The organism is Phytoactinopolyspora halotolerans (genome assembly GCF_010550675.1).
Lineage (GTDB): Bacteria > Actinomycetota > Actinomycetes > Jiangellales > Jiangellaceae > Phytoactinopolyspora > Phytoactinopolyspora halotolerans.
The window spans coordinates 34,354-61,069 of sequence record NZ_JAAGOA010000027.1 but is presented as its reverse complement, the minus strand read 5'-3'; the positions used below and the strand labels follow the sequence as shown (position 1 = coordinate 61,069).

The following is a 26,716-nucleotide window of genomic DNA, read 5'->3' as shown; positions in this document are numbered from 1 at the left end:
TAGTGTCGTTCTCTTGTGGGCCATACGAGTCCGGCTGTGCGAGCGACGATGCGGCTATCCACAGGGGCGGACGGTTCGGAGTCGAAGACCGTGAGTTATCCACATGTGGCCGTTAGGGGTGGCATGTTTGGGTTCACATGGCGTCAAGTTGATCCATGGTCGTTTACTTGGCGTCCCGTGAGGATGATCGCCGCTCGCTGGACTCCATCCTGCGCGAGCAGGACGGAGTAGTACGGCTCGGCGACATCGCGCACATCATGACTCGAGCGCAGGTCCGGCACGCGGTGAGATCCGGCCGGTGGCAATCCCCGCAGCGTGGCGTGTACGTCGCACACAATGGGGAGCTCACGCGGAACCAGGAGCTACTGGTGTGCCTGCGTGCGTCGCCGCCGGGCTCAGCGCTTGCCGGATTGACGGCGGCCGAACTGGATGGCCTGCAAGGCTTCGAGACGCCTGAGGTGTACGTGGTGGTCCCGATCGGCGCTCGCCCTCCTGTACGTGACGGCCTGGTCGTCAAGAAGTCCCGAACCTTGAACCCCGCCGACGTCCACCCGGTCCGTCAGCCGCGCCGCACGCGGCTCCCGCGCAGCCTGATCGACGGCGCGTCGTGGACGTCGAGCGAGGTGCGGGCCCGAGCTGTCATTCTCGCTGGCGTGCAGCAGCGTCTTGTCCGTCCGGATGATCTGCGGGACGCCCTCAGCCGACGTATCAGGTGTCGGCATCGGGCACTGATCTCCGAGTCGATCGATGACGCCGAGGGCGGAATCGCGTCCGTGCCCGAGCGCGACTTCCGGCAGATCTGCCGGGCATTCGATCTGCCGGAGCCAGAGCGTCAGGCGATCGTGCGGCGTGCCGACGGGCGGTTCTACCTCGACGCCTACTGGAAGCAGTACGAGGTCGGAGCTGAAGTGCACGGCTTCCAGCACATGGAGATCCTCAACTGGGACGCGGATCTTGACCGTCAGGCTGAGCTCAGCGCTCGCGGCGATCGGATCCTGCCGTTCACGTCGTATTCGGTACGGCATCGCAAGGCGCGCGTCGGAGCGTTGCTGGTGCGCGCGCTCCGCAACGGCGGCTGGCAAGGCCAAAGCGCGGAGTGAACGGGCATGCGTTGGGGTCGCGATGGCGACCGCAATGTCGTTCGGAAGCTGTTCGTCACGGTCGGCGGTGTCTACGACGGGCGTGGCGCGTACATGATTATCGCGACACCGAGCAGGCAGACGAGAGCACCGATGATGTCGAAGCGGTCCGGGCGGAAGCCGTCGAACACCACGCCCCACGTCAGGGAGCCGGCGACGAACACACCCCCATAGGCCGCCAGGATGCGCCCGAAGTGCGGGTCCGGTTGCAGCGTGGCGACGAACCCGTAGAGGCCGAGAGCGATCACGCCGGCGCCGACCCACAGCAGTCCACGATGCTCGCGCACACCCTGCCAGACCAGCCACGCTCCGCCGATCTCGGCGATAGCAGCGAGCACGAACAGCGCGATGGACCGGCCAACAGTCATGCCAGCACTGTAGGCATCACTCTAGGCATCGCGCGCGATCTCGGTGAACGGCAACGGGCAATCCGGGCTCAGCGCGCAGCTTTCAAGATCGTCACAGCCCGCATGGAGCGCTTTGCGAAGCGTGTCCCTGACCACCGTCAGATCGGCGATACGCGCCTCGATCTCGGCAAGCTTGTCGGTCACCCGCGCCTGCAGCCCTGGCGTCCGATGACGATGAGCGCCGACGTCGATCATCTCCGCTATCTCGTCCAGGGTGAAGCCCAGACGTTGGGCCGCCTTGATCACCTTGACCACTGTGACGGTTTCGGGCGGATACAGCCGATGTCCGCCCAGAGTCCGCGCCGGCGGGTCCAACAGTCCTCGGCGCTCGTAGTACCGCAGCGTCTGTAGGTTCACTCCGGCGGCGTCGGCCACCGCACCGCTGCGCAGCCCGTGCGGTGGCTCGACCTGCGTGGCGACGGTCATCCCGGCTCTCCTGACCGCATCGACGACGCCGCCAATCGCTCGACGCCGTCGAGCACCTCGACGTAGGTCTCGGGCACGGTGATCTCCATCTCCAGGACGTCCACCGCGTTCAGGACGTGCGCCGACGACGGCTCGCCCGGCCGCGTTGCCGGTCCATCGGGCCCGGGGCCCGCGACAGTGCTGAAGCTGAAGGTGAAGAACGAGCAGCACTCGCTCTCCCGCGCCGCCAGGTCACGCGCGATACGCTCCACCGCCGGATCGGCATCGAGAACGAGGTCCAGCCGGGTGGCGGCAGGTCGCCTGACCTCATACAGGCTCGAGGCGAACAGATCCTGGAACTCGGCCACTCGCAGTGGCCGCTGCGCGGTCGGCAGCTCGCACGCGTCCGGGACGAACAACGATTCGTGTGCAAGGTCCATGTCTCGACGATAAACCTGTACCTAAGTATCGGATTCAAGCCCAGGGCCACTCTGGCCTGGTGACACCCGGGCGACCATCCGCCACTGGGGCCCGCGGGCGCCGCCCTCGCAGGGTGCCGGATTAGGGGCCGGTGGCCCGGCTGGTGCAGTACCGGCCGGGCCACCTGTCGATGTGAGCTGAGGAGTTGTCAGGCTTTCTCGTTGAGTGGGTCGAGGCCGAGGGCGTCGATCATCGCGTGGAAGACCTCGGTGTTATCGAGGAATGCGTTGAACCGCTCCGCTCCGGGTCCGCTGGCGAAGACGGAGACGTCCTCGACGGTGTGGACACAGTTGGTCTGGTTGTACGGCAGGTTGCCGATCTGGACGTCGGCGTCCGGGTCGCGTTCGGGGTTGTCCACGGCCACACCGGTGTCCGGGTCGATGAGCGCGGGCTGTGCGAACACCGAGTTGTGCTGGAAGTCGTCGGAGTGGTCGGGGTGGTTGGACCAGCCGAAGAACAGCTGCACGTCCGGGTTCGGGTCGTCCGGGAACCCGTCGCCGTCATCGTCGACATAGGTGGGGAACCCGGCGTCGGCGTAGACGCCGTTGGCCTGACGGCCGTCGGCGTTGCGGCGGTCGTGGGTACCGACGATGCTCATCGAGTGGTTGTGGTCCGCGGTGACGACGATCAGGGTGTCGTCGCGGCCCTCCGCCCACTTCCGGGCCACGCCGATGGCCCGGTCGAGCTCGATGGTGTCGTAGGCAACCCGCGGGCCGTCCATCGGGTGTTCCATCTTGTCGATCGATGCGCCCTCAACGGCCAGGAAGAAGCCGTTCTCGTTCTGCTCGAGTACCTTCAGCGCCGCTTCGGTGGTCTCCATCAGGGTGGGCTGGTCGTCCCAGTCCCCGAGGACCTCTGGTTGTTTGATGTGCTGGCGGTCGAGGTAGACGTTGAGGTTGCCCGGGTGGAACAGGCCGAGCAGCTTCTCTGGGGCGCCGCCGCTCATGGCGGCCTCGAGGTCGGCACGGTTGGCAACATGCGTGTAGCCCGCGTCTTCGAACTCCTTGATCATGTCGCGGTCGTCGTCACGCCTCGATCCGTCCTGCGACTGGGGGAGGAACCATGCCTGGCCGCCGCCCATCCAGACGTCCGGAGTCTGCCCGGCGGCGAGAGCCTGGTCCATGATCTCGGCGTATTCGGAGCGGCGGCGGGTGTGCGCGAACACCGCAGCCGGGGTGGCATCCTGGACCTCCGAGGTGGTGACCACGCCGACGGACATGCCGCGGGTCCTCTTGACGATTTCCGCTATGGTCTCCACGCGCGGGTGCTTGTTCGGATCCGGCTCGTTCGACTCGTACACACCCATCGCGTTCACCGAAGACTTGTGCCCGCACATGTAGGCCGACATGGAGTTCGCCGAGTCGGTCGCGATCGAGTCCACGCCGGAGGTGCCCACCAAGCCGCGGTACTGCATCTGGTCCATCTCGAGGAGCCCGTGGTACTTGCCCTCAGTCAGCCCTTTCGACAGGATCCGTGCTGCGGTGATCGCGGGCGAGCCCATGCCGTCGCCGAGGAAGAAGATCACATTCTTCGCCCGCTGCCCCTCAGCCGGCACGCCCACCACGTCATGATCGACCTGCTGCCTTGCGGTGCGCCCGCGCGAACGCACGTTGACCCAGACGCGGTAGTCGCCTGGCTCGGCGTAGAACACGCCCGGGTAGGTCACCTCTAGGCTGTCCTCCTGTGAGCTGGTGCGGACGGGGTCTCCGGTGAGGATCGGCGCGGGCCCGTTGGGGCCCTGCACGGAGATGTCGATTCGCGCCGTCTGTGGGTCTACGCCGGCGGCCTCTACCCGCAGGTCGAACCGGGCGCCCGCGCGGAACTTCGCCCGGTCGATCGGGAGGATACGGATCTCGGGCGATGCTGGACGACGCGCATTCGACGCCGCGCTCCGCCCTGTCGACGCGTGCGGGTCGGCCTCCTGCAGGCCGTGCGCCGACGCCCGCCTCGCCGGTGTCGCCGTGGTGGGCGTCGCCAGCGCTGGCGACGCGCCGAGACCGACGATCACCGCTGCCGCGGCGCCTCCGCCACCTGCGAAGAATGCCCGTCGGGAGATTCCGGACGTCGTCGTCGTGTCGCCCTGCCCATCCGTGTGTCGAGGATCGTTGTTCACGATTTGCCCGCCTCTCGTCGATAGCCCCAAGGTGTTTCGGTCAGACGGGCTTGAGCCTGCACCATGACTTGGCCGGCCCATTCAACACACGTCGCCGGGCTGATGTACGTCTGGTGAACTCGGCGCCGCTCTGGGGTGGCGCCGGTAACCTTGCAGCGGCCAAGGCTTCAGATGTTCACCGCCCGTACAGCTTCGCCGCCGCCGACGGCCTTGCCGCAGTCACGATCCACACGACGACGCCCAGTGCGAGCCGACACTGTGGTGTTCCTCGACGCCGATTCCCTGGAGGTCGTCGGGCGGACGGAGACCGGGGTCCCGCCCGACTCCGTCGTCTTCGCCCCGGATGCGTCGGTGACCATGATCGCCAATGAGGGTGGCTCGCCGGTAGCGACGGACATGCATTGTGGTCAAGATGGCGACCCGATTGTCGTTCCGTTTCGCCGGCCGGGCAGGAACGAGCGGGGACGTGGCGCAGGCGCAGCAGCGGGGGATGCGTCGGTCCCTGCTGTTGACTGCGGATCCCGTTCACACTGCGGTGGGTGTGTCCTCCGGCGCGTTGCGGATGGTCTCGAGACGCGTCTTGTGTTCGCATCCCCATGCACCGAGCGGACGTAGCGCCTCGTTCAGCGCGACGCCGTATTCGGTCAGCGAGTATTCGACCCGTGGCGGCACCACGTTGTGGACCTCACGATGGACGACGCCGTCCCGTTCCAGCTCGCGCAGGTGCTGGATCAGCATCTTCTCGCTGACCCCGTCCAAGCAGCGTTTCAGTTCGCCGAACCGTTTCCGGCCCTCGCTCAGCGTCCAGAGGATGAGGACCTTCCACTTCCCACCGACGACGTCGATCGCGGCGTCGAGCCCGCACACGTACGACTGAGGATTGCGCTGCGACACCTTGTACACACCTTTCGGTAGGTACCTTACTATTTAGTCGGTTCTTGTCTGATCGTAACCACCGCGCGATGATCGATCCATGACCCCGTTGCGTATATGTGCGCATTGCAAAGGGGCGGACGACCAAGTCCGCCGCCGTGCATCCCGCGCCGCACCCATGCTCGCGCCAACCGTGAGATGACCTCGTAATACCGCGGGCACTGGCTCAGCGATCTGAAATCCGGCCGGTCCACGCGCTCGAATCCGAGCCGTACACGTCGCGTGCTGGCCGCCGCGGTCACCACCACACCTGACGCCCGGCCACCCACACCCATCTCAGCGCTGCCCTTCGGCAATGAACGGCAGCGCTTAACAACCCTCCCTGCCACCGCACCCTGCGCCCATAGGACCACTTCGCCATGCCCATTTCTGTCTTCTCGCTCATGCTGGTGGTGTTCAGCCTCACCACCGGGGAATTCGTGATCGTCGGTATCCTCCCGGAGGTCGCCGACGACCTCCACGTGTCGATCTCGGCGGCTGGCATCCTCGTCACGGCCTACGCGCTCGGCATGATCGCCGGCGGGCCGACGGTCACCGTCGCCACCGCGCGCATCGGACGCAAGCGCGTCACCACCGGCCTTGTCGCCGTCTCGGTGATCGCGAACCTCGGCTCCTCGCTCGCCCCCAACTACGCGGTTCTCCTCGCCACCCGCTTCGTTGCGGGCCTGGTTGTCGCGACGTTCTTCGCGGTCGCCATCACCACGGCCGTCTCGATGGCGCCGGCCGGCAGGCAAGCCTCCACCGTGGCGAAACTGACGCTCGGTATGAATCTCGGGATCATCCTGGGCACGCCGCTGGGCACGTTCGTCGGGCAGAATCTCGGCTGGCGCGCCACGTTCGTCGCGATCGCGGCCGTCAGCACCGTCGGATTGCTCCTGATCCTGCGCTTCCTGCCTGATCAGCCGCCGACGTCAACTGGCTCCGTCGCCTCCGAGCTGCGCATCCTGCTCAACCGCGACGTCCAACTCGCCATCTTGCTCACCGCCGCCGGCAACGTCGGCATCATCACCGTCTTCACCTACCTCGCGCCGCTGCTTACCGACGTCAGCGGATTCGGTTCGGGCGCGGTCCCGGTCCTGTTGCTCGTGTACGGCGCGGGCGCCGTGGTCGGGAATTTCCTCGGTGGCTGGCTCGCGGACCGGGCACTGATGCCGTCACTGGTCGGCCTGCTGACCGTCCTCGCCGCCATCCTCGTCGTGTTCTGGGCGGTCAGTGGCGTGCAGGTGCTTGCCGTAGCGCTGACCTTCGTCGTCGGTGCGCTGGCGTTCGCGATCATTCCGGGCATGCAGACGCATGTCATCTCCACTGCTACCGCCGCACCCACGCTCGCGGTCGCCGTCAACGCATCCGGCTTCCAGGTGGCTGCGGCTCTGGCCAGCTGGCTGGGCGGGCGGGTCATCGATAGTAACGCGCTCGGGCTACGCTCCATCAGCCTGGTCGGCGCCGCACTCACCCTGGTGGGCCTGGCGATCGCGATCTTCTCAGCGCGCCGTGACCGCGTGCCCGTGAACGAGCATGCGTTGCGGTCGTGATCGCGACCGCCATGTCGTTCGGTTGAGTGTCATCTCTTCGGGCGGCCCAGGTGCAGGTGCGGCGAGGGTTCATCGTGCTGCTGCCTGCGGCGATGCAGTGGATGCTTGGAGCTGCACGACATCGAATGCTTGTGATCCCACAACATCGAATGCTTGCAATGGCACAGCAACACATGCTTGTAGCGCTACGACATCAGGCGCTTGCGATACTCCGCCGAAGTGCTGATGGCGGAGTGCGTTGACCGTAGACCGCTTGCTTGAGCGCGGAGTGTGGTGTCCTGCCAGGTGGTGAGTGGTAGTCGGTGTAACAAGCATGCGTTGCGGTCGTGATCACGACCGCAACGTATGCTTCTTTCGAGTAGAGACGCCGAGCCGCCGCTCACGCCTCGATCAGCGCCACTTCACTGGCGGCCGTGGGTATGTTCACCCTCGAGAATTCGCCCACCATAGTGCTCGGCTACGCGTATGAAATTCGATCGACGGCGCGGCGCAGCGCGGCTAGGGTCCACGATGTGTCTGTCGCCGAGTTCAACGATCCCCGCCTCGTGCCCCTCTACGACGCCCAGTTCGGCTGGGCGCGCGACGACGACTTCTTCTTATCCGTCGTCAACGAGACACCCGGGTCCCGGGTGCTGGATCTCGGATGCGGGACCGGCCGCCTGACGCTCGCCTTGGCGCACGCCGGGCATACCGTCACCGGTGTCGATCCGGCGGCCGCGTCGCTGGCGGCCGCCCGCGCCAAGCCTGGAGCGGAACGGGTGAGCTGGATCGAAGGCACCTCCTCGGTCCTGCCGGACTCCTCGTTCGACGTCGCCGTCATGTCCGCCCACGTCGCGCAGTTCATGGTCGACGACGACGAGTGGGCGGGCGTCCTCGGCGACCTCAAGCGTGCCCTGGTGCCGGGCGGGCGCCTCGTGTTCGACACCCGCGACCCGCGCGCTCGCACGTGGGAGGACTGGAACCCGGTTAACTCTCGCCGCACGGCGACCTTGCCCGACGGCCGCGAGGTCGCGATCTGGACCGACGCCGAGCTGGTGCGCGACGGTGCTGTCGACTCGACGATGCACTTCCTGTTCCCGGACGGCGAGGAACTGTTGAGCGTGGCGACGTTGCGGTTCCGCACAGAGCAGGAGTTGCGCGCATCGCTCGACGCCGCCGGCTTCGACGTCGAGCAGATCTACGGCGGCTGGAACCGCGACCCGATCGGCCACCCGGACGGCGAGTTCCTGGTCATCGCCCGGGCCTGACCGTCCGGTTCCCGCCGCGCGAATGTTTCGCGCCGGCGGGCTGGAAGTTTTCGCCGCCAACCGGTCGTCATCGGCACGAATGTGGATTAACGTGTATGTCGGCATGATGCCGCGACGCGACACGATCGACGCGTACCCGAGTTCTTCACCAGTCGGGCGGCAGTGCCTGTGGTTGCTAGAGGTTGCGCAAGGAGTGTCCGGAGCTTCTCGACGTATGCGAGAGACATCCGTGACGACGGTGCCGGGGCGCGGGAACCGGTGGGTCCCGACGCGACGAGGGGATCGGTACGTGCGCACAGGGTGGGTTCAGATATCTGTACCAGTACAGTTATAGCCGGGCGCGGCAGTGAGCGACGTGGTGGACGTCGACGACAGCGGGCGGAGGGCACGACGATGGGGCGAGTCAGACGGCTGAACGAGGACTTACCGATCACCGGCCGAACATCCCGGGAGATCGCGGAGAGTATCGAGACCGGTGTGGAGCTCGGCGTGCTGCGTCCCCGGCAGGCACTGCCGTCGGTCAGAGGGCTGGCCTCCCGGCTGGGCGTGAGCCCGTCGACCGTCGCCACCGCCTACCGTGACCTGCGGCTGCGCGGCATGGTGACCAGCGAGGCCGGCCGCGACACCCGCATCGGCACACACCCGCCCGTCTCCACCGCAGCGGCCCAGGCCGCACGCTCCGGTGCTTCCTGGTACGAAGGCCCGCTGCCGCCGGACGGTGCGATCTCCGGGTACGCCGAATATGCCGCCGCCGACGACGCGCGCGGCCGAGCCCACCACGGGCCTTCCGGCGGCGGACCGGCCGGGCAGCCGGGTGACGGCGGCGCCGATGCTGCCGGCGAACTCAGCGGCCTGCGCGACGTCAGCGACGGAAATCCGGACCCGCGGTTGCTGCCGGACGTCCAAGCTGCGCTGAACAGCGTCGAGGTCCGGCATTACCTGTACGGCGAGGCGACCATCCTGCCCGCGCTGGTGGAGATCGTGCGTTCCGCGTTCGCCGACGTGTTCGCGCAGCTCGGCGCCGACGACGTGGGCTCGCCCGGCGTGGCCGAGAGCGACGGCGACGGGGCCTCGCCCGGTGCGGCCGAGAGCAATGGCGACGGTCACCGCCCGGCTGCGGCATCGGCGGCAGCATCGGGCGGCGCGGTGGGGGATATCTGCCTGGTCGCCAGCGCGCTGGACGGCATCGAGCGGCTCATGTCGGCGTGGACCCGGATCGGCGACCGCGTCGTCGTCGAGGATCCTGGGCACGCCGGCATCCTGGATCTGGTGCAGGCGATGGGACTGGAGCCGATCGGTGTCCGCATGGACGACGCCGGCCCACTTCCGGCCGACTTCAACGAGGCCCTGCGGCAACGCCCGGCTGCTGTCGTCGTGACGCCCCGCGCGCAGAACCCGACCGGCGCCGCCATCGACCAGCGACGGGCGGCGCGGCTTCGGCGGGTGCTGGCGGACTATCCCGAGGTCGCCGTCGTGGAGGACGACCACGCGTGGCGGTTGAGCTCGGTGCCGTACGCTTCCGTGTGCGCCGGCCGTCGTACGTGGGCGGTGGTCCGCTCGGTGAGCAAGCATCTCGGCCCGGATCTGCGCCTCGGGTTCGTCACCGGAGACCGGCGCACGGTCAACCGGGTGGCCGGGCGGCAGATGCTGGGCGCCGGCTGGGTCAGCCATATTCTGCAGCACGCCGTGGTTCAGCTGTGGCGCGATGAGCGCGTGCGGGCGGACGTCGAACGCGCCGCGGCGACGTATCAAGAACGGCAGGATGCGTTTCTCGCGTGCCTAGCCGAGCAGGGGATCGTCGCGCACGGCCGCACGGGGTTCAACGTCCAGATTCCGGTGCCGCAGGAGGCGCCGGTGATCCAGGAGATGCAGGCGCGCGGCTGGCGGCTGCGCGCGGGGGAGTTGCATCGTATCCGCTCGGAGAGCTTCGTCCGGGTCACGACCGCGACGTTGGAACCCGCGGAAGGTCGCCGGCTTGCGACGGATCTGGCGGCCGTGTTGCAGCCGCAGCGCGTCAGCCACTTGGCCTGAGCACCCGATGCCTACGCATCCGGAGCATCGCGGCCCGGGCTCGAAGGGACAACCGTCCCGTTCGCGAGCGGCGGCGGGCCGGGGCTCCGAGCGACGGCGGTCCGGTTCCGAGGGACGGCGGCCCCGAACTGCCACCAGACATCCGAACCCCGGCGGACCCGGCACACGTACCGCGGTTCATTCGCGTGAGGGACGGAAATGTGCGCGTTTGTGATTGCTTGGACCGTCTTGTGGGGCAAGGATTGTTCGCTTAAGGGCGGAGTCAACCGAACAGGGCCCGATGGGGTAGATCAGGCCCGTGAGGGGATGGGTGGTTACGTGACCGATGAACATTCGACAGGTCGCGCTGACGGCGAGTATCGATCTTAGACATTTCTGCTTCCGGCTTCGCTGCACCGCGACAAGCCTCACCAGGCGACGGACCGCGATACCCCGTGCCAGACGTCTACCGGCGTTCTGGCGCGCTTGGTCTTGCCACGATGCCGGGATCCGGTGTCGCGCTGCCGTCGGCATGTCACCATGACTCGGCGTTTCACAATGACGACCGGCGGCATGACGACCCGCGGCGTCGCGTCGACCGCCACATGTCGACCTACCGCGTCGGCGGCATTCATGACCGCGGCACTCACGCTGGCCGGCCGCGAGCCTGAGCATCACCACATGGTCTCCGCCGCTCTCGTCGATGAGCGCGCTGAGATCGCACAAGGGGAGATCTGACGAAAGGACGGGAAACGTGGCCACGCACGATGACAAGGCGACGCCCGGAGACGACGATGCGGCCGCACGTCGCAAACGTGACAAGGCACCCCGGCGGCCGCGGCAAGATTCGCACGACGAGACAGAGCCGTTGTCGCTGGCGCCTGCGTACCTGCACAAGGTGCTGGAGTTGATCGAGGCGCACCCGGAGTATGAGCACACCACGGCAAGCATGGCCAGGTACGCTTCGATCAGCCAGCGAGCATTGCAGTACCGGTTCAAGCGGCATCTGGAGACCACGCCGAAGGCACACCTGCGCACGGTCCGTCTGGAGCGTGTGCGAACCGACCTGCTGGCGGCGTCGCCGGGCGAGGTCACGGCGGACCGCATCGCCCAACGCTGGGGGTTCCGGCACTACGGGCATTTCTCCACGATGTACAGCCAGCGGTTCAACGAGCGGCCCGCACAGGCTCTGTACCGCCCGCCCCGCCCCAACGGCCAGGTGGTGGCGTCGGCTGCTGAGTCGGGAACGCCGATACCGCGGCAACGGCAGAGTGTGGCGGACACGCCGGAGAGCGCCGGGGCCACTCCGCCGCCGCACGCGCCATCCACGGAGGCGCCAGATGGCGAACAGTAGCAAACGGACCGTTTGCTCGGTACAGATATCGAATTCCGTGTGAGTACAAGTCCTGAACGGAGGGGGCGAGTTTCGCCGGTGGGGACGCCGACGCAGCTATTCACAGGCCTGCCTGCCTCAATACTGGCCAGGTCATGCGATGAATGCCGGTGCTCTCTTCCGATAAGCGCACGCGTTGCCCTTCGGGTGCGGGAGGAAGAGCTACATACTGACACTTGCGCCGGTCGGGCAACTCATCGAAGATTGGTGCGTCAGGGGCGTGGAGATAAGTGTGGGAGGCGACGTGCCCGGTGGAATATATGTCACCCTTACCGCTGGGGCGGTATGAGGTCTTTCGGGGTGTGGGAACTCAAGGTATTGCTGAAACGCTGCACGGTGTCCTCGGCTGGCACCTGCTGGAGTTGAAAGGTTGTGACAGTGCGGCACGGCCGCGGGTTCATTGGCACCGGATCCACAATCTGTTACTGAGTTATATTCAGTTCGGTTGTCCCGCCGAGATGACGGTGGACACCGATCAACGGGTGTTGATCATCCAGCGACCGATGGCCGGGCACGCACGGATCCGGCTGGGTGTTGAAGATCTCGACCTGACGCCCGGCCGGGCGGTCATCACCTGCGACACGGACCGGCTCATGATGCGCTGGAGCCCCGACTGCCGCATGTCGGTCCTGCGCATGGAGCTGGATGCGGTTGAGTCTCGATTAATGGACGTGATACGCGGACCGTTGCGCGAACCGTTTCGCATCCAGCCGGTCATGGATGTCGCCAGCGGGCGCGGGCTGAGTTGGCTGCGCTGGTGGACGTTGCTCACCGAAGAACTTGACCGTCCGGGAGCACTGGTCGAGGAGCAGCACGAGGCGGTAGCGTTCGAGCGTCAGTTGATGTCCACGTTGTTGCGGGTGCAGCCGCACAACCACACGAGTTATCTCATCAAAGGTGACGAGCCGGGAAACGTCGATCGGAATGGAGTGGCGCTGGATGCCGTGTCAGGCTACCCACTGTATCTGCGCAAGGTGTTGCAGATTGTCGACAATAATCCGGAGTGGGAACACACGACGAGCAGCCTTGCACAATTCGCCGCTATCAGTCCACGGGCGCTTCAGGCTCAATTCAAGCAACACGTCGGGCTGTCGCCCAAGGCGTACCTCACCAACGTTAGGCTTGATCGGGTATATGACGCCTTGCTCGCGGCGTCCCGAGGTGAGGTGACGGTGGGACAGGTAGCCGTGCACTACGGGTTCAAACACTACGGTCGCTTCGTGACGTTGTACCGGCAGAGGTATGGCGAGCGCCCGTATGACACACTCTTGCGTACTCCGCGCTCACGGTAGGTGATCATGGGACGCCATAGGTACCGGTGCCCGAAGGGACACCCGTTGGACAGGCCTGGCCAGGTTTGCCGCGTCTGTCGAGATGAGAAGTTCAATGCGTGCACGGAGTATATGGACAGATACGCCGAGGGCGAGCCGACGCCGCGCCAGCCCAAGGGCCGGGCCGGCGAGGACGGCTCCCGTGGCTCCTCGGCCAACCGAGGCTCTGCCAGGGACAAGTCGATGAGCGACGACGCGGCGCGGGATGGCTCGCCGGGGCAGAACGCGGACCGGGACGGCTCGCTGGGCAGCACCGACGACGGCCGGTCGGCGAACGGCAGATGCGCCAGGTGCGGCATGAAGGTCGACGCCGACGAGCGCGGCCCGTGCGATCGCTGTGGGTTGAAGGTGCGGGCCAAGGAGCTGATCGCGCCGGACACACCGGAGATACCGGAGCGCTGGTCTCGCGTGTACGAGGCGATCTGCGCCGCGCCGAACCCGCGGATGACGGAACGTTGGCTTCGCGAGGGCGCGACTCCGCGGATCCTGACCGATGTGGCGACGAGTGTCGCTCCGGTGACACACGGCGTGCTGGATTCCTACCAGGAGCACGACGCCGCCGATTACGTCCGGTACATGCTGGTCAGAGGCGGTGTGCTGGAACGCCGGGACGAAGGGCTGGAGCGGGTCAGACGATGGGTCTTTCGGCATCTGCGCACCGTCCGCGATGCCCGGAACCGGCAGACGGTGAAGGAGTTCTGGTCGAATCACGTCGGGCCGAACGTGGCCGCCGCGGACGAGGCCGCAACCCGCCAGCTCGGCACGGTCCGCGCGAAGCGCAAGGTCAGGGGAGCGGTTGACTTCCTGGTCTGGCTGGAGCACCGCGGCCTCGGGCTGCATGAGCTGCGCCAGATGCACGTCAACGAGTGGCTGCGCCGCGGATCGCAGGCGAACGACGTCGCCAGCTTCGTGATGTGGGCGGGCACGCAGGGTTATTGCGTCCGGGTGCGTGTCCCGACGGCCGAGGATCTGCTACGCCTCGACGACGACGTGGAGCGCTACTGGAACATGGTGGACAGGTTCCTGGACGACGAGGGGCTGGATGTCGCCGACCGGGTGGCGGCCTGCTTGGTGTTGCTGTATGGCCGGCGCACCGAGGAGATCGCGTCGCTGACGAGCCGTGAGGTCATCGTCGATGGCTCGGAGGTGCGGATGACCTTCGACGGCGTCACGGTCGCGCTGGTGCCTAGCCTGGCCGGGTTGATGGTGAGGTTGATGCGCGGCGAGGGCGCACACGGCGGGACGACGACGCCCGATGATCGGCGCAGCTTGTTCGGTGGCCCGTGGTATCGCGAACACATCACCCCGTTCCGGCTCGCCGAGAGGCTCAGCGAACACGGCCTGGGCGGAGTCGCGGACCTGATGACCCGGAAAAACACCGACGGTTCGCCTGAATAGTCCTATCCGGGAGACGCCCGGAGTGCCGACGGTTTCCTCAACCTGTGCAAGCCCACGTGATGGTGCCGGTAGAGGAAGGGATGGTGCACGGGGCCGCCCCGGGCCGTTCGGTTCGCGGCCGTGTGGGATTGAATCCTGGCCGCCGCAGTACCGAGTTCGCCGTCGTCATCCGTCGCTGACGTCAACGGCGTGCCGTTCCCGCGCGGAGCGGATGATGGCGTCGTGCAGGCGCATCGTCCGGCAGGCACATTCGATGGTCGACGTTGCCGGCGCGCGCTCCTCTCGCACCGCACCGACGAACTCGGTGAGCTGTCCCAGATAGCCGAGATCTCGCAGGCTGTCCTGCATGGACAGCGGGCGGTCGTAGAACTCGACCACATCACCACCGTGGTAGCGGATCATCCGCCCGGAGCTGTCGATCTTGATGTATTGGCCGTAGTGCCCGGCCAACTCGACCTCTTCGGTCACGTGCTGCCCCCGGTTGGCGGTCATGGTCAGCGTGCCGATCGCGCCGTCGGCGAAGGAGAGCGTCGTCGCAAACGAGTGGCCGTCGCGCTCGCGCGTGAAGACCTGATCGACTTCGCCGAACATGTAACGCGCCATGTCGATCATGTGGATGCCGAAGACCAGAACGAACGACTCCTGCCATTCTTTGGCCGGCTTCCCGAACGACCAGTCGATGCCGAGCATGCTCGGTGTGCCGAACTCGGGCGACGCGATCGCCGTACGCACCCGCTGGTAGACGGGCGCGAACCGCTTGGCGAACCCGGTCATGCAGATCTGGCCGGTCCGCCGGCTCGTCTCCAGCATCGCGGTGGCGTGCGCGGCGGACGGGCCGGGCGGAGCCTCGGTCCAGACGGGATAGCCGGCCTCCATCGCGTCGATGGCCAGGGCCGGTTGCGACGCGTGGCCGGTGCAGATCAAGACCGCGTCGATGGTGACCTCGATCCCGCTGAGCATCTTGCGGTGATCGGTGTAGACCTCTTCCCCGGCGAAGGCGCGGGCCATATGCCGCGCACGCGATTCGTCCAGGTCGCACACGGCGGCGAGGTCCACCGGAAGGTAGGGCAGGCAGGGATAGATCCTCTCCATGGCATGCTTGCCGGCGCCGATGACGCCGAGCCGAACGCGGTGGTCAATGCCCGTTGCACCCACGAGCAGCCCCCTTGCTGTCGTTGGATCGGTAGTGGTCGAGGATGGAGCATGGCGGCGTCGATCGACGCCACCGACGGCGGACCGCACTCGTGTGTTGTGGCCAGAGCGGAGCCACAAGGAGATGGTGGGCCTGCATGAGCCCAACGACGTGCCGGTCACCGCGCGCTGGCGGCAACCGACACGTCTGTCCACCGCACCATGGGCCTGGTGGACTGGAACGCCATAGCTATGGATCGTGATCGTCGATACCCGCGGCCCGCGATAGTTGCTAATAGCTAATGTCACCTGCGGCGCCACATGATCGACCGTGGTGAGGACGACGTTAGCACTGCCCGCCCGTGCTGTCCCGGGCCACGGGGTCATTGCCGACAACTGTGGACGAATTGATCTCGGCTCCGGTCGTATACCTCTGGTACAGGAAGTCGGTGGATTCGCTCCGCATCCGGGCGGAGGCAGACGTCGGGCCGGGGTCCGGGCACGCGGCCGCTACCCTGACGCGCTGCCACCGCCGGACGCCACATTGTCGATCTGACTGCGGAGCCTCCGCATCTGCTCGCCAAACGTCTCCACTGCTTCCCGGATATTGGTCTGGCACTGCTCGTACGCCTGGACCATGGTTGTGAACATCTCGATCTGCCGCCGGATCATGTCGTTCTCGGCGTGCAGGTCTTCGATCGTCCGCTCGTCGTCGTGGTGGAACGGGATCGGCTCGTCGAGGACCCGCAGGAACGGCGGGTAGTGCCCGCCGGGCCGGAGCCGGGCCCGCGCATCCCGGGCGGTGAGCGTCGGTGCGGACGGGACTCCCGGGCCGTGCGGCCTGCCGGTGCGCTGTCCGGGGACGCGACCGTTCGGTGTGGGGAAGAGATGGACGGAGGCCACGGTCTGTTCCATCCGGCTCTCGGCATCCATCAGTGCCTGGTCGATCTCGTCCAGGTACGGCGGGATGGGGGCCGAGCAGGTGAGCCTGCGCTGGCACAGCCCGAGAAGGTAGGCGAGCTGACCGACGCTCTTGGTCTCGATGCGCCGCCGGCCCAGCGTGGGGTGGCGGGCGGGGTCGTCGGGCTCGTCCAGGTTGACGCCGGGGGCGTAGGTGCGGATCGTGCCGGGGAGCAGCGCGTGGTCGGGCCCCATCATCGTGTTGAAGTCCTCCTCGGCATCTTCCTCGAGCAGGAACATCGTGCCGATGCCGATCAGCTCCCGGAAGGTCAGCGCGGTGGCCCCTTCGATGGCGCTGGGCCCGGTGATACTCGGGCTGACCACCAGAATCGGGCCGCGCCGCGTGTCGTCGGCGAGGAAATCCATCAGGTCGGGCAGATGTCCGGTGGAGATCCACTGCGGGTCGGCCAGTATCGGTGTCTGGCCGTCGAAGCAGGCGAGCGAGCCGAGCATGCTGCGCACAAAGCTGGGCACGCACATGAAGCCCTTGCCGCGCGGCGTGCGGCTGTGTGACGACGGTGGCTGCACCTGGGTCCACAGCCATCCGCGGCCGTCTGGATCCTCGACCGCGGTGACCGTCGTCGTCATGAGTTCTGGATCGCGGCGGTCGAACGGCCGCTCCCGATGCCAGCGGAAGACGCGCTTACCGTCGACGTTCTCGCGCAGGACGGTGATCATGTCCTCCGGGCTGAGCAGGTAGCGCCCTGGCGCTTCCGAGGGGACATGAACGCTCTTGGTCGCGATCCACCGATGCAGGTGTTCGGCGACGGTATCGATCAGCGGTTCGTCTGGGTCGACGTTCAGGATCGACCGGTACATGGTGTTCATGCCCACTCCGCGTGTCGATTGAAACGATACTTTTGACTGTCTAGAGTACGGAGAAACGGGCGTTACGCAATACCCGATATATGTCACGATCGTGTGAGGAGGCGGTTACAAGTAGCGCACCTGAAGATCATTTTCGCTTGCGCGTAGCCGCAAGTTGTGGACAATGGTGTCATCGGATCGGATGGTATGGGACGCATCTCCACTCGGTGAGTTAAGGCGGATCCTCCGGTCATCGTGCGACTCAAGCACGGACGCCTTTGGGGCATTCCCCGGTCGTGCCAGGTACGCAGGCACTTCGTTTCCTGTCCTGCTGTGACGGGAGGCCGCGGCGGAGGCGGCCGGAGGATCCTGTCGAACATTTCGCTCTTAGCCGATGAGGTGACCGTGATGCGTGGACTTCCCGCGAACCCGCTCTCAATCGAGCTTTCCATCACGAACAGCGCACTGTGGTGGCAGGCAGGGGATGACGACGACGTCCTCGAGCATTGGGAGGTGTCGGCCGATGTCTGGGACTACGAGGCCTGCTCGCCGCGGCATCGGCACGTGGGCGGAATGTCCCTGGTGGTCGCGGACCTGGATCGGGACCGCAACCTGCTCGATGAGATCGAGCCGGAGCAGGGACCGTTGGAGTACATCGCCGAGTCGGTGATCGATCTCGCCGATGGCGTGCTCGTGCCGGAGCTGGATACCTGTATCACCCCGGGCGTGCCGCGGATGGTGATCATCCGCTGGTTCGAACTGGCGCCGGAGTGGCGCGGGCACGGATTGGCCGGTCCGTTGATCGCCGCCGCGCTCGATCGGTTCGCCCGTACCGCGAGGCTAGCGGTGTGCCGCATCGCGCCGTCGTGCCTGCCGATCGGGTCGGTCGACCCGGTAGCGGCAGAGTTCGCGTGCACCCGCCTGTCGGATCTGCTGGAGTCGGTCGGGTTCTTCCACTGGAAGGGCGTACACGTCGTCGACCTGAACGACCCCACGCTGCGGGACGCCAGCCTCGGCCTCGTCCGGCAATGGGCACCTGACAGGTTGGTCCGGCAGCGAACGCCGGACGAGGGCGTCGCGGTCTACTGAGAAGGCGCCGCCAGGCGGTTCGCCACGTCGGTCAGCGCACCGGCGATCGTCTTCATCTCCTTGATCGTCAGGCGGCTGGCCGGCGCGCTGATGCTGAGCGCGGCGGGAATGTGGGTGCCACGGATCGGCACCGCCACGCTGCGGCCGTCGACGTCGTTCTCCTTGTCGTCGGTGCCGTAGCCGCGGTCCCGCACCTTGCCGAGCTCGTCCAGGAAGCCCTGCACAGAGGCAATCGTGTTCGACGTCCGCTGCTCGAGTTCGGTGTGCTCCAGCAGCTCGCGGACGCGGGAGTCCGGAAGCTCCGAAGTGATCGCCTTGCCCAGCGCCGTGCAGTGGATCGGGTCCCGGCTGCCGGGCGCGCTCTCCATGCGGACCGCGCGGCGGCTGGCCACCGTCTCGACGTAGACGATCGAGTTGCCCTGAAGCACGCCCAGGTTGGCGGACTCGCCCGTCTCGTCGCGTAGCTTCTCCAGCCATGGTCGCGAGCGCTCGTGCAGTACCTGCAGGCCGCGGGACTGGAGGCCGACGAAACCGAGGCCGAGCCGGTAAAAGCCGTCCGCGTCACGTTCGACGTACTCGGCCGACTCGAGCGTCCAGAGGTATCGGAACGCGGTTGGCTTGGCCATGTCGATCGACGTGCTGATGTTCGCCAGCGAGAGGCCCTGCACCGACTCCTGCAGCAGGTTCAGCATCTTGATGACGCGCTCCACCGAGCGGTTCGTGTATTTCCGGGCCAGCTCCGGGGAAGCGGTTGCAGGGTGCGGCGCACCGTCCATGTCGAATTGTTCGTCGTTGGCCAAATCGTCCGCGTCATCGGCCGGGCTGGTCCGTCGGCTGTTTCGGCCGGTCGCCATAGCATCGGCTCCTTCGTATCGCGTGCCGGATCTTAGGTTTCGTGAGTGTACAACGGTTTAGGGCCGGTTTGAGAGACCGGATTGCGAAGCTCGTACCGTGTCTACTTCGGTGCACCGCGGTGCTCTTGCCGCGGGAGGGGCGATCCGGTTTCCCGTCGCTGGTCATGGTGGCCTGTTGCGCGCTGCTTGCGGTCGTGGTGCTCGATTCCACCGACGTTCGCATGCCGGAAGATGGGTGCGAAAGATGCGGCTCCGGGTCTTTACACGTCGGCCCTGTCCCGGCATACTTCAAGACGCAATACAAAACGGAAGTTTTTCTCCGTTGCGTGTGTGGGGATGTCGTGTCGTGAGTGTGCGCTCAGCGCCTCGCGGCACGACGCACGGCCGCCTTGTGCGGGGTGGGGAAAGGGACAGTGGCCGTCGGCGAGGTAGTTCCCCCGTTACTATCTCGCCGGCGGCCACGCGTCGTCCGCCGGCGGCGCCCGTCTGCGCCCGGCGCGGCCGACGCCCGAGCCGGGGTGGTGAAAAGGGTAGGGCGCAATCGGTCCCTCCTGCTTTCTGGCGACTGTCTGCCTAGCGTGGGCACGGTCGCAGCAGGAGAGGTGTGTGGTGAAGGGAATCATTCTGGCCGGCGGTACCGGCTCGCGGCTGTTCCCGCTGACGATTCCGGTCAGCAAACAGCTGATGCCGGTCTATGACAAGCCGATGATCTATTACCCGCTGACCACATTGATGCTGGCCGGCGTGACGGACATCCTGGTGATCACCACGCCGCACGACACCGACGCGTTCCACAGGCTGCTGGGGGACGGCTCGGCGTTCGGCGTCAGCATCACCTACGCTGCCCAGCCGAAGCCGGAAGGCCTCGCCCAGGCGTTCCTGATCGGCGCCGGGCACATCGGCGGTGACTCGGTGGCGCTGGTGCTGGGCGACAACATCTTCTACGGCCCGGGGCTCGGCCTGCAGCTGGCCAAGCACGCCGACCCGGACGGCGGGGTGATCTTCGCCTATCACGTGGCCAATCCGTCCGCGTATGGCGTGGTCGAGTTCGACGCCGATGGCCGGGCGGTGTCCTTGGAGGAGAAGCCGGCCCGGCCGCGGAGCAGCTATGCGATCCCCGGGCTGTATTTCTACGACAACGACGTGATCGAGATCGCCCGTGGACTGCGCCCGTCGGCGCGAGGCGAGCTGGAGATCACCGACGTGAACATGGCCTACCTGCGAGCCGGTGCGCTCCGGGTGGAGGTGTTGCCGCGGGGGACGGCGTGGCTGGACACGGGCACGTTCGAGAGCCTGATGGCTGCCGGAGAGTATGTGCGCGTGATCGAGATGCGCCACGGTGAGAAGGTGGGCTGCCCCGAAGAGGTGGCCTGGCGGCTCGGGCTGATCCGAGACCACCAGCTGGAGGCGCGCGGCCGGGATCTGGAGAAGTCCGGTTACGGCACCTACCTTCTCGGCTTGTGCCTCGGCGTGGCCTCGTAGCCGGGCTTCCCTTCTGGGCCGCCCTGCCGCCAGTCGAGATTGGCGCGATCGAGCACCTCACCGAGCCAGACCTCGAGCGCCCGGCATATGTCGAGCAGTTCGACGACGTCCAGCCGGCGCTCGCCGCGTTCGTAGCGGCTGATCTGCTCCTGCTTGATCCTGTGTTCCAGCCGGTGCGCCACGTCGAACTGGCTCAATCGGCGCTCCTCGCGGATCTCACGTAGCGCTTGACGCAACCGCTCGTACTCTGACCGTCGGATATTGACCACATGCGAATTTCATCAGAGCTGTTTTGGTCTGACTAAAATAGTTATGCGAAAATCGTTACATCCCAGGTAGTGATGTACATAGGCTCGAAATGAGCAGCGGAGGTCGGCAGCGCGCACGGCGTGTGTCGTCTGGCGTCGGGATTCGCCTGGCTTCGCCCGGCCGAGGTCAGAGAGCTCACGATTGTTGACGTCGCGCGCGGTGTGGCGGTCATGTGGAGTGTTGCGGGGATTCGCTTGCGGTTTCTACGAGTTGTCAATCGAGATGGCGGCGCATATCGGGGAATCGAGGCTGTCATTGAATAGTCCGCCGCGTCCGGTTTGGCGGGCCGCTTGCCTTCTGCGCGGGTTTGTGTGAAGCTGTCGTTTCAGTCACGCAAGGGTGGCTGAAAAAGTGGAATGAGCACTGGCAAAACGGGGAGCTGTATGAGCGGGGAAACGATGGTGAGTCCGCGTGAGTTGTTCATTTCTTGAGGTCCGTGTCATCGCCGCTAACGCGGGAGTGCGCGGGCATGCTTCACTGTCGGACTCATGGCTCATCAAGGGGACAGCGGTACGGCGAAAGGATGTATAGCGGCAATGTTAGTCGGCAAGAACGCGGGCGTGCCGGAACGGGTGCGCGTACAGATGAGCTCACGGTGAATTCGCGCGACCCATTTCCCGAGGATCCGTGGCAACAGGCGCAGTGGTGGGAATGGCACATGGTGGAACTGCGGACCGGTGTGCCGCCGGAGGCCCCGCGCGGAACCGCGCCGCGCCCCGGCTTTGATCCGGCCGCCGTGCCGTTGACCCAGCGGGAGCGGATGAAGGCGGAAGAACTCAACGCCCTGGGCGTACGCATCGGGGCCAGCGGCGTCCGTAAACGGCGTCAACGGTATGAGCGCGACGGCGTGATGGCCATGGTCGACGGCCGCAAACGCCGGGAGACGCACCGCTTCGGACGGAGTCACCCTTCCGTGGTCGAAGCCATGCGGACGGCCGTGAACGAGTATCGCGACGGACCTCCCGTCCCGGCAACCGTCGTCTTCCGCCGGGCCCGAGAGATATGGGATGCCTCGGCGCCCGAGGGGATCGAGTTTCCTTCGGATCGGACACTTTACCGGATCTACCACGAACTAGAGAAAGAATAGTTGCGTGGCCCGCGTTTTTCCTCACGCATACGTGCGCACGGCACACGCACGGGACACGCACGGTAAACGGGCCTGCGTAGAATCTTTGGGAGACGTATCCTAAGCGGACCTTTGCGCACCGGAATGCGCTCGCAGAAGTAGCCCCCTGCTCATTACCGCCATCGAATGAGACATTGTCTGTGGATGGCTCGGTGAACGGTCGAGCCGATACTTACCGCAGGAGCCGCATGGATGTGCTGATGTGTTGACTGGCTCTGGACAATTCTCGTCACGTGCAGGGGACCGATATATGAAGATCCTGTTACTCACCCAGGGATCCCGTGGAGATGTCCAACCATTCGTAGCCTTGGCTGCGGCGCTGAACGCGGCCGGGCATGACGCTGTGCTCGCCGCGCCGGCCGCGTCGGGCTATCTGACCACGCCGTTCGACATCCACTTCGTCCCAACCCACGAGACCTGGGATGTTCTGGCCACGGACCCCCTCGTGCGCCGGGCCTTGGAGAGCAACTACCGAGGTCTGCGCGGCAAGAAGCTGCTGGTACAGCTGATGGGCAGGTTTCGGCAGGCGATGACGCGCGTGCTGGACGACATCGCGACCATGCCCGGCTACGGCGCGGACCTGGTCGTGTCGCATCCGATCCTCCCCGGACGGCTGGTCTCCGAGGAACTCGGGGTGCCGTGCGTCACCGCCTGCCTGGAACCGGCGTGGGTGCCCACCAGCTCGTTCACCAACCCGGTCCTCCCTTTCCGGCTGCCACGGGCGCTGAACCGCGCGTCGTACCGTGCGACGGACCTGTGGATCCGCGGCTTTGTCGGAAACGGTGGCAGGTGGCCCCGGCGGCCCGGCTCCAGCGCGTCGCCATACGGCTGGCCGGGAGACGAACACAGCACGGTGCTGCATGCGTTCAGCCGGCACATTCTGCCGGCCGGGACGGATTATCCGGACTGGGTCCGGACCACGGGATTCTGGTTCCTTCCTGAGGTGCCCGCGTGGGTTCCGCCGCGTGACCTGGTCGACTATCTTCGCGCGGATGAACCGCCCGTCTACATCGGCTTCGGGAGCCTGCTGGGGCTGCCTCCCGCCCTGGCCCGCACGATCGTCGGCGAAGCCGTGCGGCGTGCTGGGGTCCGTGCCGTCGTCACAGGCCTGGGTGACGACCGGGGGGCGGATCCCACGGGCCATCTGTTCTACGTCGGCAAGGCGTCGTTCGATTGGCTGTTTCCGCGGGTCTCCGCCATCGTCCACCACGGCGGCAGCGGCACCAGCGGCACGGCGCTCGCGGCGGGCCGGCCGCAGGTGGTGTGTCCGGCGGCGGAGCCGGGGCAGCGGTTCAACGGCTGGCGTGCCCACGCGACCGGCGTGGCACCACCGCCGCTGGTCCGGCGCGACCTGACGCCGGAGAGCCTGGCGGCCGCCATCCGGCAGGCGGTGACCGACGAGCGGCTGGCCGCCAACGCCGAGGAGATGCGGCGCAAGATCCGGGCCGAGAACGGCGTGTCGACGGCCGTCGGGATCCTCGAATCACTGTCGTTGGTCTACGCATGACGAGGCACCCATGAACCACCGAGTCATCTACGCCATCCCCGATATCACCGTGCCTACAGGCGGTGTGCGTGTGCTGTACCGGCATATCGAGATCCTGTCCAACGCGGGCTACCGTGCGTATGCCTGGTATCGCAAACGGATCCTGAACCATGACTGGTTCAGCAGCGCCGTGCGGACCATCTCGTCGACGACGCTCGAGCTCGGCGATGACGATCTGCTCGTGGTGCCGGAGCCGTGGGTGGTGTCCGGGATCGACCCTGCGCCCGGCTGCCGGAAGGTCATCTACAACCAGAACCACTTCTACACGTTCTTCAGCGCTCCGCCGGTCGAGTATCCGGTCTGGCGGCCACGGCCGGCGGTCTGGGTGTCGTCGCTGGCCAACCGCGATGCGCAGCTCCGGTTGAAGGATCTGCTGCATGTGAGCGGCGTCGAGTACATCCCGCTGTCGATCGACACCAGCCTGTTCCGGCCTACCCGGAAGGAACGGAAGGTCTCCTGGATGCCGCGCAAGCGACCGAACGAGGGCTCGCTGCTGCACGCGCTGCTGGACGCGGACGAGCGGATGGCCGGCGTGACCCTGATGCCCATCGAAGGGCTGACCGAGCGCCAGACCGCGGCGGAGCTCGGTACCACGTCGGTCTTCGTCGCCCTGGGACGCGACGAGGGTTTCGGCCTCCCGGTGGCCGAGGCACTGGCGGCCGGCTGCGCCGTCGTCGGCTATCCGGCCGGGGGAGGGGCCGAGCTCTTCGAATGCCCGGGTGCCCATCCGGTGGCCGAATCGGACATTTTGGCGATCGTCGAGAAGGTGGCGGAGCTGCTCTGCAACGAGCCCTCCGAGCGTGAGCGCGCCAGTTATGCCGAGTGGGTGGCGGCGCGTTACGCCGATCAGGATCAGCGTAAGGCGTTGCTGGAGGCTGTCAGCACCGCGTTCGACGGGCCGGGCGGTGCCGGGGAGGCCGTCCATCCGTTCGAGACCAGGCCGGTCATCCCGTGAAGGTGTTGATCCTGTCGTTCGGCTCTCGGGGAGACACACAGCCCTTTGTCGCGCTCGCACGGGCATTCCAGTCGGCCGGGCACAAGGCGGTGCTGGCGGTGTCGGGGTCGTCGGCATCGCTGGCCGAACCGTACGGAATCCCGTGCGAGCACCTGGGGGACACGTTCAGTGACTACATGAAGGACCCTCGGGTGCGAGAGGCGCTGGAGACCAACTACGGCGGGCTGCGCGGCAAGAAGCTGATGATCCAGCTGATGCGGGCGCACCGGCGCGAGATGGAGCAGGCGCGCGACCGGATGGCCGAGCTGGACACGGACGGCGCCGACGTGCTGATCCACCAGTCGACCGTTCCGGGGAACCAACTCGCCGAGCGGGCAGGGATTCCCTCGATCCCGGTGTTCCTGGTGCCGGACACGGTGCCGACCAGCGCCTTTCCGAACCCGTTGTCCTTGTACCGGGTGCCGCGGCCGTTGTATCGGGCGTCTTACGCGTGGTCCCGGCCGTATCTGTGGGGGTTCATGGGCGGCACGCGGCGGTGGCGGACGCGGAAACTGGGCCTGCCGTATCGGCGCCACCAGGCCGACGTGCTGCGCCAGCCGGACGGGTCACCGTCCACCGTGTTGCACGCGTTCAGCCGGCACATGCTGCCGGCGGAGCTGGACTACCCCGACTGGGTGCACACGACGGGGTACTGGTTCCTGCCCAGGCCGGCGGATTGGCAGCCCCCGCGGCAACTCACCGCCTTTCTGGATGCGGGGGAGCCGCCCGTCTATGTCGGTTTCGGCAGCATGGCGGGATTGAACCCCCGCCGCACCGGTGAGATCGTCGCCGAGGCGATCCGGCTGGCGGGTGCGCGGGCGGTGGTGGTGACCGGATGGGGTGGGATCGAGCTGGACAGCCCTGGCACTGATGTCTTGGTCCTGCAGCAGGCGCCGTTCGACTGGCTCTTCCCGCGGATGGCAGCGATCGTGCACCACGGCGGCAGCGGAACCATCGGATCGGCATTGGCCTCCGGCCGGCCGCAGGTGGTGTGCCCGTTCCAGGAGGCCACGCGCTTCCTCGCGAGCCGTATGTGTGCCAGCGGCGTGGCCCCCGCGGTCATTCCGCAGGTGGACCTGTCCCCGAGGAGGCTCGCTGTCGCCATGCGCCGGGCCGTGAAGGATCCGGTGCATGGCCAGCGCGCGGCGGAACTGGGGCGGCTGGTCCGTGCGGAGGGCGGCGCCCCAGCCGCGGTCAAAATCGTGGAGTCGGTGATCTAGCCCAGGTCAGCTATCACCGACCGGATGTAGGCGAATGAGCGGGGTGTCTCCGTGGTCGGGATGTACTCCAGGCCGATCCGTCCTTCGTAGCCGAGCTTGCGAAGAGTGGTGAGCTCGGATGCCCAGTCGATGGTGCCGGTCCCAGGCTCGTGACGGCCCGGGGTGTCGGCGATCTGAACGTGCGCTACACGGTCGACCCGTCCGTCGAGCACCTGCTCGGGGCGTTCTCCCATGGTGATGGAGTGGTAGAGGTCGTAGAGCACCTTGACCCTGGGCGAGTTCACCTCGTCGACGATGTCGAGGCACTCGGCAGTCGAGTCAAGATAGGTGCCGACGTGGTCGACGCGAGAGTTCAGGTTCTCCAGCAGGAGAGTACGCCCGGTGGGTTCAAGCACGGGCACCGCGCGGTGGAGAACATCGGCGACCGCTTGGTGCTGAACAGGGCGTGTCGCGTCATCAAGGACCTCTCCGGCGCTGATGACGAGATACGGGCAGTTGAGATTGTGGGCAGCCTGCGCGGACTGTTCAAGAGCGGTGATGAACGAGTCATGTGAGGCTGGGTCCACCAGGGAGATGATCGGATCGACACCCATGGTCTGGAGGTCGATTCCGGTTTGGGTCAACGCCGCGGAGAGACGCTCTAGATCCTTGTTGCGCCACCACAGGATCTCTACAGCAGGCACATGATGCTCCGCGGCAGCGTATACCTGGGTGCCAATCGGATCGGCAGAGCTGTCCCTTCGTTCGGTGAATAGCGCCTCAAGGTGTGCGGATACTTCGTACATGCGTTGACGACCTTCCCGTCTTGTC

23 protein-coding genes are annotated in these 26,716 nt (G+C 66.5%); 13 read left to right on the top strand and 10 right to left on the bottom strand.

Translation table 11 applies throughout. The annotated features are described in order from the left end of the window. Window positions 1-155: 155 nt before the first annotated feature. Window positions 156-1,100, top strand: a complete 945-nt coding sequence (locus G1H10_RS27600) for a hypothetical protein (RefSeq protein WP_163744047.1) — start codon at window positions 156-158, stop codon at window positions 1,098-1,100. A 71-nt stretch (window positions 1,101-1,171) separates the two neighbouring features. Here the strand turns inward: G1H10_RS27600 and G1H10_RS27595 are convergent, their stop codons facing one another. From G1H10_RS27595 to G1H10_RS27575, 5 genes are all read right to left on the bottom strand, one after another. After that, window positions 1,172-1,507: a YnfA family protein gene (locus G1H10_RS27595; protein ID WP_163744045.1), complete on the bottom strand. Its 336-nt coding sequence runs from the start codon at window positions 1,505-1,507 to the stop codon at window positions 1,172-1,174. A gap of 21 nt (window positions 1,508-1,528) precedes the next feature. Continuing rightward, entirely contained in the window at window positions 1,529-1,972 is a 444-nt protein-coding gene (locus G1H10_RS27590) for a MerR family transcriptional regulator (RefSeq protein ID WP_163744044.1), read from the bottom strand. Next, the gene (locus tag G1H10_RS27585) at window positions 1,969-2,391 is read right to left on the bottom strand and encodes a hypothetical protein (RefSeq protein WP_163744042.1); all 423 of its coding nucleotides are present in this window, start codon (window positions 2,389-2,391) and stop codon (window positions 1,969-1,971) included. Before G1H10_RS27585 ends, G1H10_RS27590 begins: the two co-directional genes overlap by 4 nt. A gap of 188 nt (window positions 2,392-2,579) precedes the next feature. Beyond that, window positions 2,580-4,544: an alkaline phosphatase gene (locus tag G1H10_RS27580; RefSeq protein WP_163744040.1), complete on the bottom strand. Its 1,965-nt coding sequence runs from the start codon at window positions 4,542-4,544 to the stop codon at window positions 2,580-2,582. Window positions 4,545-5,069: 525 nt separating this feature from the next. Then, on the bottom strand, window positions 5,070-5,438 hold the full coding sequence (locus G1H10_RS27575; protein WP_216853717.1) for a winged helix-turn-helix transcriptional regulator: 369 nt from the start codon (window positions 5,436-5,438) through the stop codon (window positions 5,070-5,072). A gap of 398 nt (window positions 5,439-5,836) precedes the next feature. Between G1H10_RS27575 and G1H10_RS27570 the strand changes: the two genes are divergently transcribed. From G1H10_RS27570 to G1H10_RS27545, 6 genes are all read left to right on the top strand, one after another. Next, a complete protein-coding gene (locus tag G1H10_RS27570; protein ID WP_163744036.1) occupies window positions 5,837-7,009 on the top strand; it encodes an MFS transporter in 1,173 nt (390 codons plus the stop codon). Between the two features lie 512 nt (window positions 7,010-7,521). Then, a complete protein-coding gene (locus G1H10_RS27565; RefSeq protein WP_163744034.1) occupies window positions 7,522-8,256 on the top strand; it encodes a class I SAM-dependent methyltransferase in 735 nt (244 codons plus the stop codon). 393 nt (window positions 8,257-8,649) lie between these two features. Next, complete coding sequence (locus G1H10_RS27560; protein WP_163744032.1) at window positions 8,650-10,287, top strand: aminotransferase class I/II-fold pyridoxal phosphate-dependent enzyme; 1,638 nt, start codon at window positions 8,650-8,652, stop codon at window positions 10,285-10,287. Window positions 10,288-11,020: 733 nt separating this feature from the next. Next, window positions 11,021-11,620, top strand: a complete 600-nt coding sequence (locus G1H10_RS27555) for a helix-turn-helix domain-containing protein (RefSeq protein ID WP_163744030.1) — start codon at window positions 11,021-11,023, stop codon at window positions 11,618-11,620. 341 nt (window positions 11,621-11,961) lie between these two features. Then, window positions 11,962-12,951: an AraC family transcriptional regulator gene (locus G1H10_RS27550; protein WP_163744028.1), complete on the top strand. Its 990-nt coding sequence runs from the start codon at window positions 11,962-11,964 to the stop codon at window positions 12,949-12,951. A 111-nt stretch (window positions 12,952-13,062) separates the two neighbouring features. After that, window positions 13,063-14,388 (top strand): TFIIB-type zinc ribbon-containing protein, encoded by a 1,326-nt coding sequence (locus G1H10_RS27545; RefSeq protein WP_163744026.1) that lies wholly within the window; start codon window positions 13,063-13,065, stop codon window positions 14,386-14,388. A gap of 165 nt (window positions 14,389-14,553) precedes the next feature. Here the strand turns inward: G1H10_RS27545 and G1H10_RS27540 are convergent, their stop codons facing one another. Next, complete coding sequence (locus G1H10_RS27540; RefSeq protein WP_163744024.1) at window positions 14,554-15,543, bottom strand: Gfo/Idh/MocA family protein; 990 nt, start codon at window positions 15,541-15,543, stop codon at window positions 14,554-14,556. Between the two features lie 486 nt (window positions 15,544-16,029). Beyond that, a complete protein-coding gene (locus tag G1H10_RS27535) occupies window positions 16,030-17,307 on the bottom strand; it encodes a hypothetical protein (protein WP_163744022.1) in 1,278 nt (425 codons plus the stop codon). Between the two features lie 387 nt (window positions 17,308-17,694). Here G1H10_RS27535 and G1H10_RS27530 point away from each other — a divergent pair, with 387 nt between their 5' ends. Further along, window positions 17,695-18,375 (top strand): GNAT family protein, encoded by a 681-nt coding sequence (locus G1H10_RS27530; protein WP_163744020.1) that lies wholly within the window; start codon window positions 17,695-17,697, stop codon window positions 18,373-18,375. Here G1H10_RS27530 and G1H10_RS27525 read toward each other — a convergent pair. Continuing rightward, window positions 18,369-19,229, bottom strand: coding sequence for an IclR family transcriptional regulator (locus G1H10_RS27525; RefSeq protein WP_216853716.1), 861 nt, complete (start codon window positions 19,227-19,229; stop codon window positions 18,369-18,371). The two genes, G1H10_RS27530 and G1H10_RS27525, sit on opposite strands and share 7 nt — an antisense overlap. 609 nt (window positions 19,230-19,838) lie before the next feature. Between G1H10_RS27525 and rfbA the strand changes: the two genes are divergently transcribed. Continuing rightward, window positions 19,839-20,711 (top strand): glucose-1-phosphate thymidylyltransferase RfbA, encoded by an 873-nt coding sequence (gene rfbA / locus G1H10_RS27520; protein WP_163744124.1) that lies wholly within the window; start codon window positions 19,839-19,841, stop codon window positions 20,709-20,711. Here the strand turns inward: rfbA and G1H10_RS27515 are convergent. Next, window positions 20,675-20,980: a helix-turn-helix domain-containing protein gene (locus G1H10_RS27515; protein ID WP_163744018.1), complete on the bottom strand. Its 306-nt coding sequence runs from the start codon at window positions 20,978-20,980 to the stop codon at window positions 20,675-20,677. The two genes, rfbA and G1H10_RS27515, sit on opposite strands and share 37 nt — an antisense overlap. A 635-nt stretch (window positions 20,981-21,615) precedes the next feature. On the opposite strand from G1H10_RS27515, the gene G1H10_RS27510 reads away from it, so the two are divergent. The 4 genes from G1H10_RS27510 to G1H10_RS27495 all read left to right on the top strand — a co-directional run bounded on the left by G1H10_RS27510 (window position 21,616) and on the right by G1H10_RS27495 (window position 25,906). Then, window positions 21,616-22,107, top strand: a complete 492-nt coding sequence (locus tag G1H10_RS27510) for a hypothetical protein (RefSeq protein WP_163744016.1) — start codon at window positions 21,616-21,618, stop codon at window positions 22,105-22,107. A 346-nt stretch (window positions 22,108-22,453) separates the two neighbouring features. Then, the gene (locus tag G1H10_RS27505; RefSeq protein WP_163744014.1) at window positions 22,454-23,653 is read left to right on the top strand and encodes a nucleotide disphospho-sugar-binding domain-containing protein; all 1,200 of its coding nucleotides are present in this window, start codon (window positions 22,454-22,456) and stop codon (window positions 23,651-23,653) included. Window positions 23,654-23,663: 10 nt separating this feature from the next. Beyond that, window positions 23,664-24,647 (top strand): glycosyltransferase, encoded by a 984-nt coding sequence (locus G1H10_RS27500; RefSeq protein ID WP_163744012.1) that lies wholly within the window; start codon window positions 23,664-23,666, stop codon window positions 24,645-24,647. Next, window positions 24,644-25,906, top strand: a complete 1,263-nt coding sequence (locus G1H10_RS27495; RefSeq protein WP_163744010.1) for a glycosyltransferase — start codon at window positions 24,644-24,646, stop codon at window positions 25,904-25,906. Before G1H10_RS27500 ends, G1H10_RS27495 begins: the two co-directional genes overlap by 4 nt. Here the strand turns inward: G1H10_RS27495 and G1H10_RS27490 are convergent. Further along, complete coding sequence (locus G1H10_RS27490) at window positions 25,903-26,691, bottom strand: TIM barrel protein (RefSeq protein ID WP_246220023.1); 789 nt, start codon at window positions 26,689-26,691, stop codon at window positions 25,903-25,905. The genes G1H10_RS27495 and G1H10_RS27490 overlap by 4 nt on opposite strands. Between the last annotated feature and the right edge of the window lie 25 nt (window positions 26,692-26,716).

Bases quoted from the DNA above. Each gene is read 5' to 3' on its own strand.
- G1H10_RS27570 (WP_163744036.1), top strand. From the start codon at position 5,837: ATGCCCATTTCTGTCTTCTCGCTCATGCTGGTGGTGTTCAGCCTCACC.
- G1H10_RS27595 (WP_163744045.1), bottom strand. From the start codon at position 1,507: ATGACTGTTGGCCGGTCCATCGCGCTGTTCGTGCTCGCTGCTATCGCC.
- G1H10_RS27500 (WP_163744012.1), top strand. From the start codon at position 23,664: ATGAACCACCGAGTCATCTACGCCATCCCCGATATCACCGTGCCTACA.
- G1H10_RS27525 (WP_216853716.1), bottom strand. From the start codon at position 19,229: ATGGCGACCGGCCGAAACAGCCGACGGACCAGCCCGGCCGATGACGCG.
- G1H10_RS27530 (WP_163744020.1), top strand. From the start codon at position 17,695: ATGCGTGGACTTCCCGCGAACCCGCTCTCAATCGAGCTTTCCATCACG.
- G1H10_RS27535 (WP_163744022.1), bottom strand. From the start codon at position 17,307: ATGAACACCATGTACCGGTCGATCCTGAACGTCGACCCAGACGAACCG.
- G1H10_RS27590 (WP_163744044.1), bottom strand. From the start codon at position 1,972: ATGACCGTCGCCACGCAGGTCGAGCCACCGCACGGGCTGCGCAGCGGT.
- G1H10_RS27585 (WP_163744042.1), bottom strand. From the start codon at position 2,391: ATGGACCTTGCACACGAATCGTTGTTCGTCCCGGACGCGTGCGAGCTG.
- G1H10_RS27490 (WP_246220023.1), bottom strand. From the start codon at position 26,691: ATGTACGAAGTATCCGCACACCTTGAGGCGCTATTCACCGAACGAAGG.
- G1H10_RS27600 (WP_163744047.1), top strand. From the start codon at position 156: ATGGTCGTTTACTTGGCGTCCCGTGAGGATGATCGCCGCTCGCTGGAC.
- G1H10_RS27560 (WP_163744032.1), top strand. From the start codon at position 8,650: ATGGGGCGAGTCAGACGGCTGAACGAGGACTTACCGATCACCGGCCGA.
- G1H10_RS27545 (WP_163744026.1), top strand. From the start codon at position 13,063: ATGGACAGATACGCCGAGGGCGAGCCGACGCCGCGCCAGCCCAAGGGC.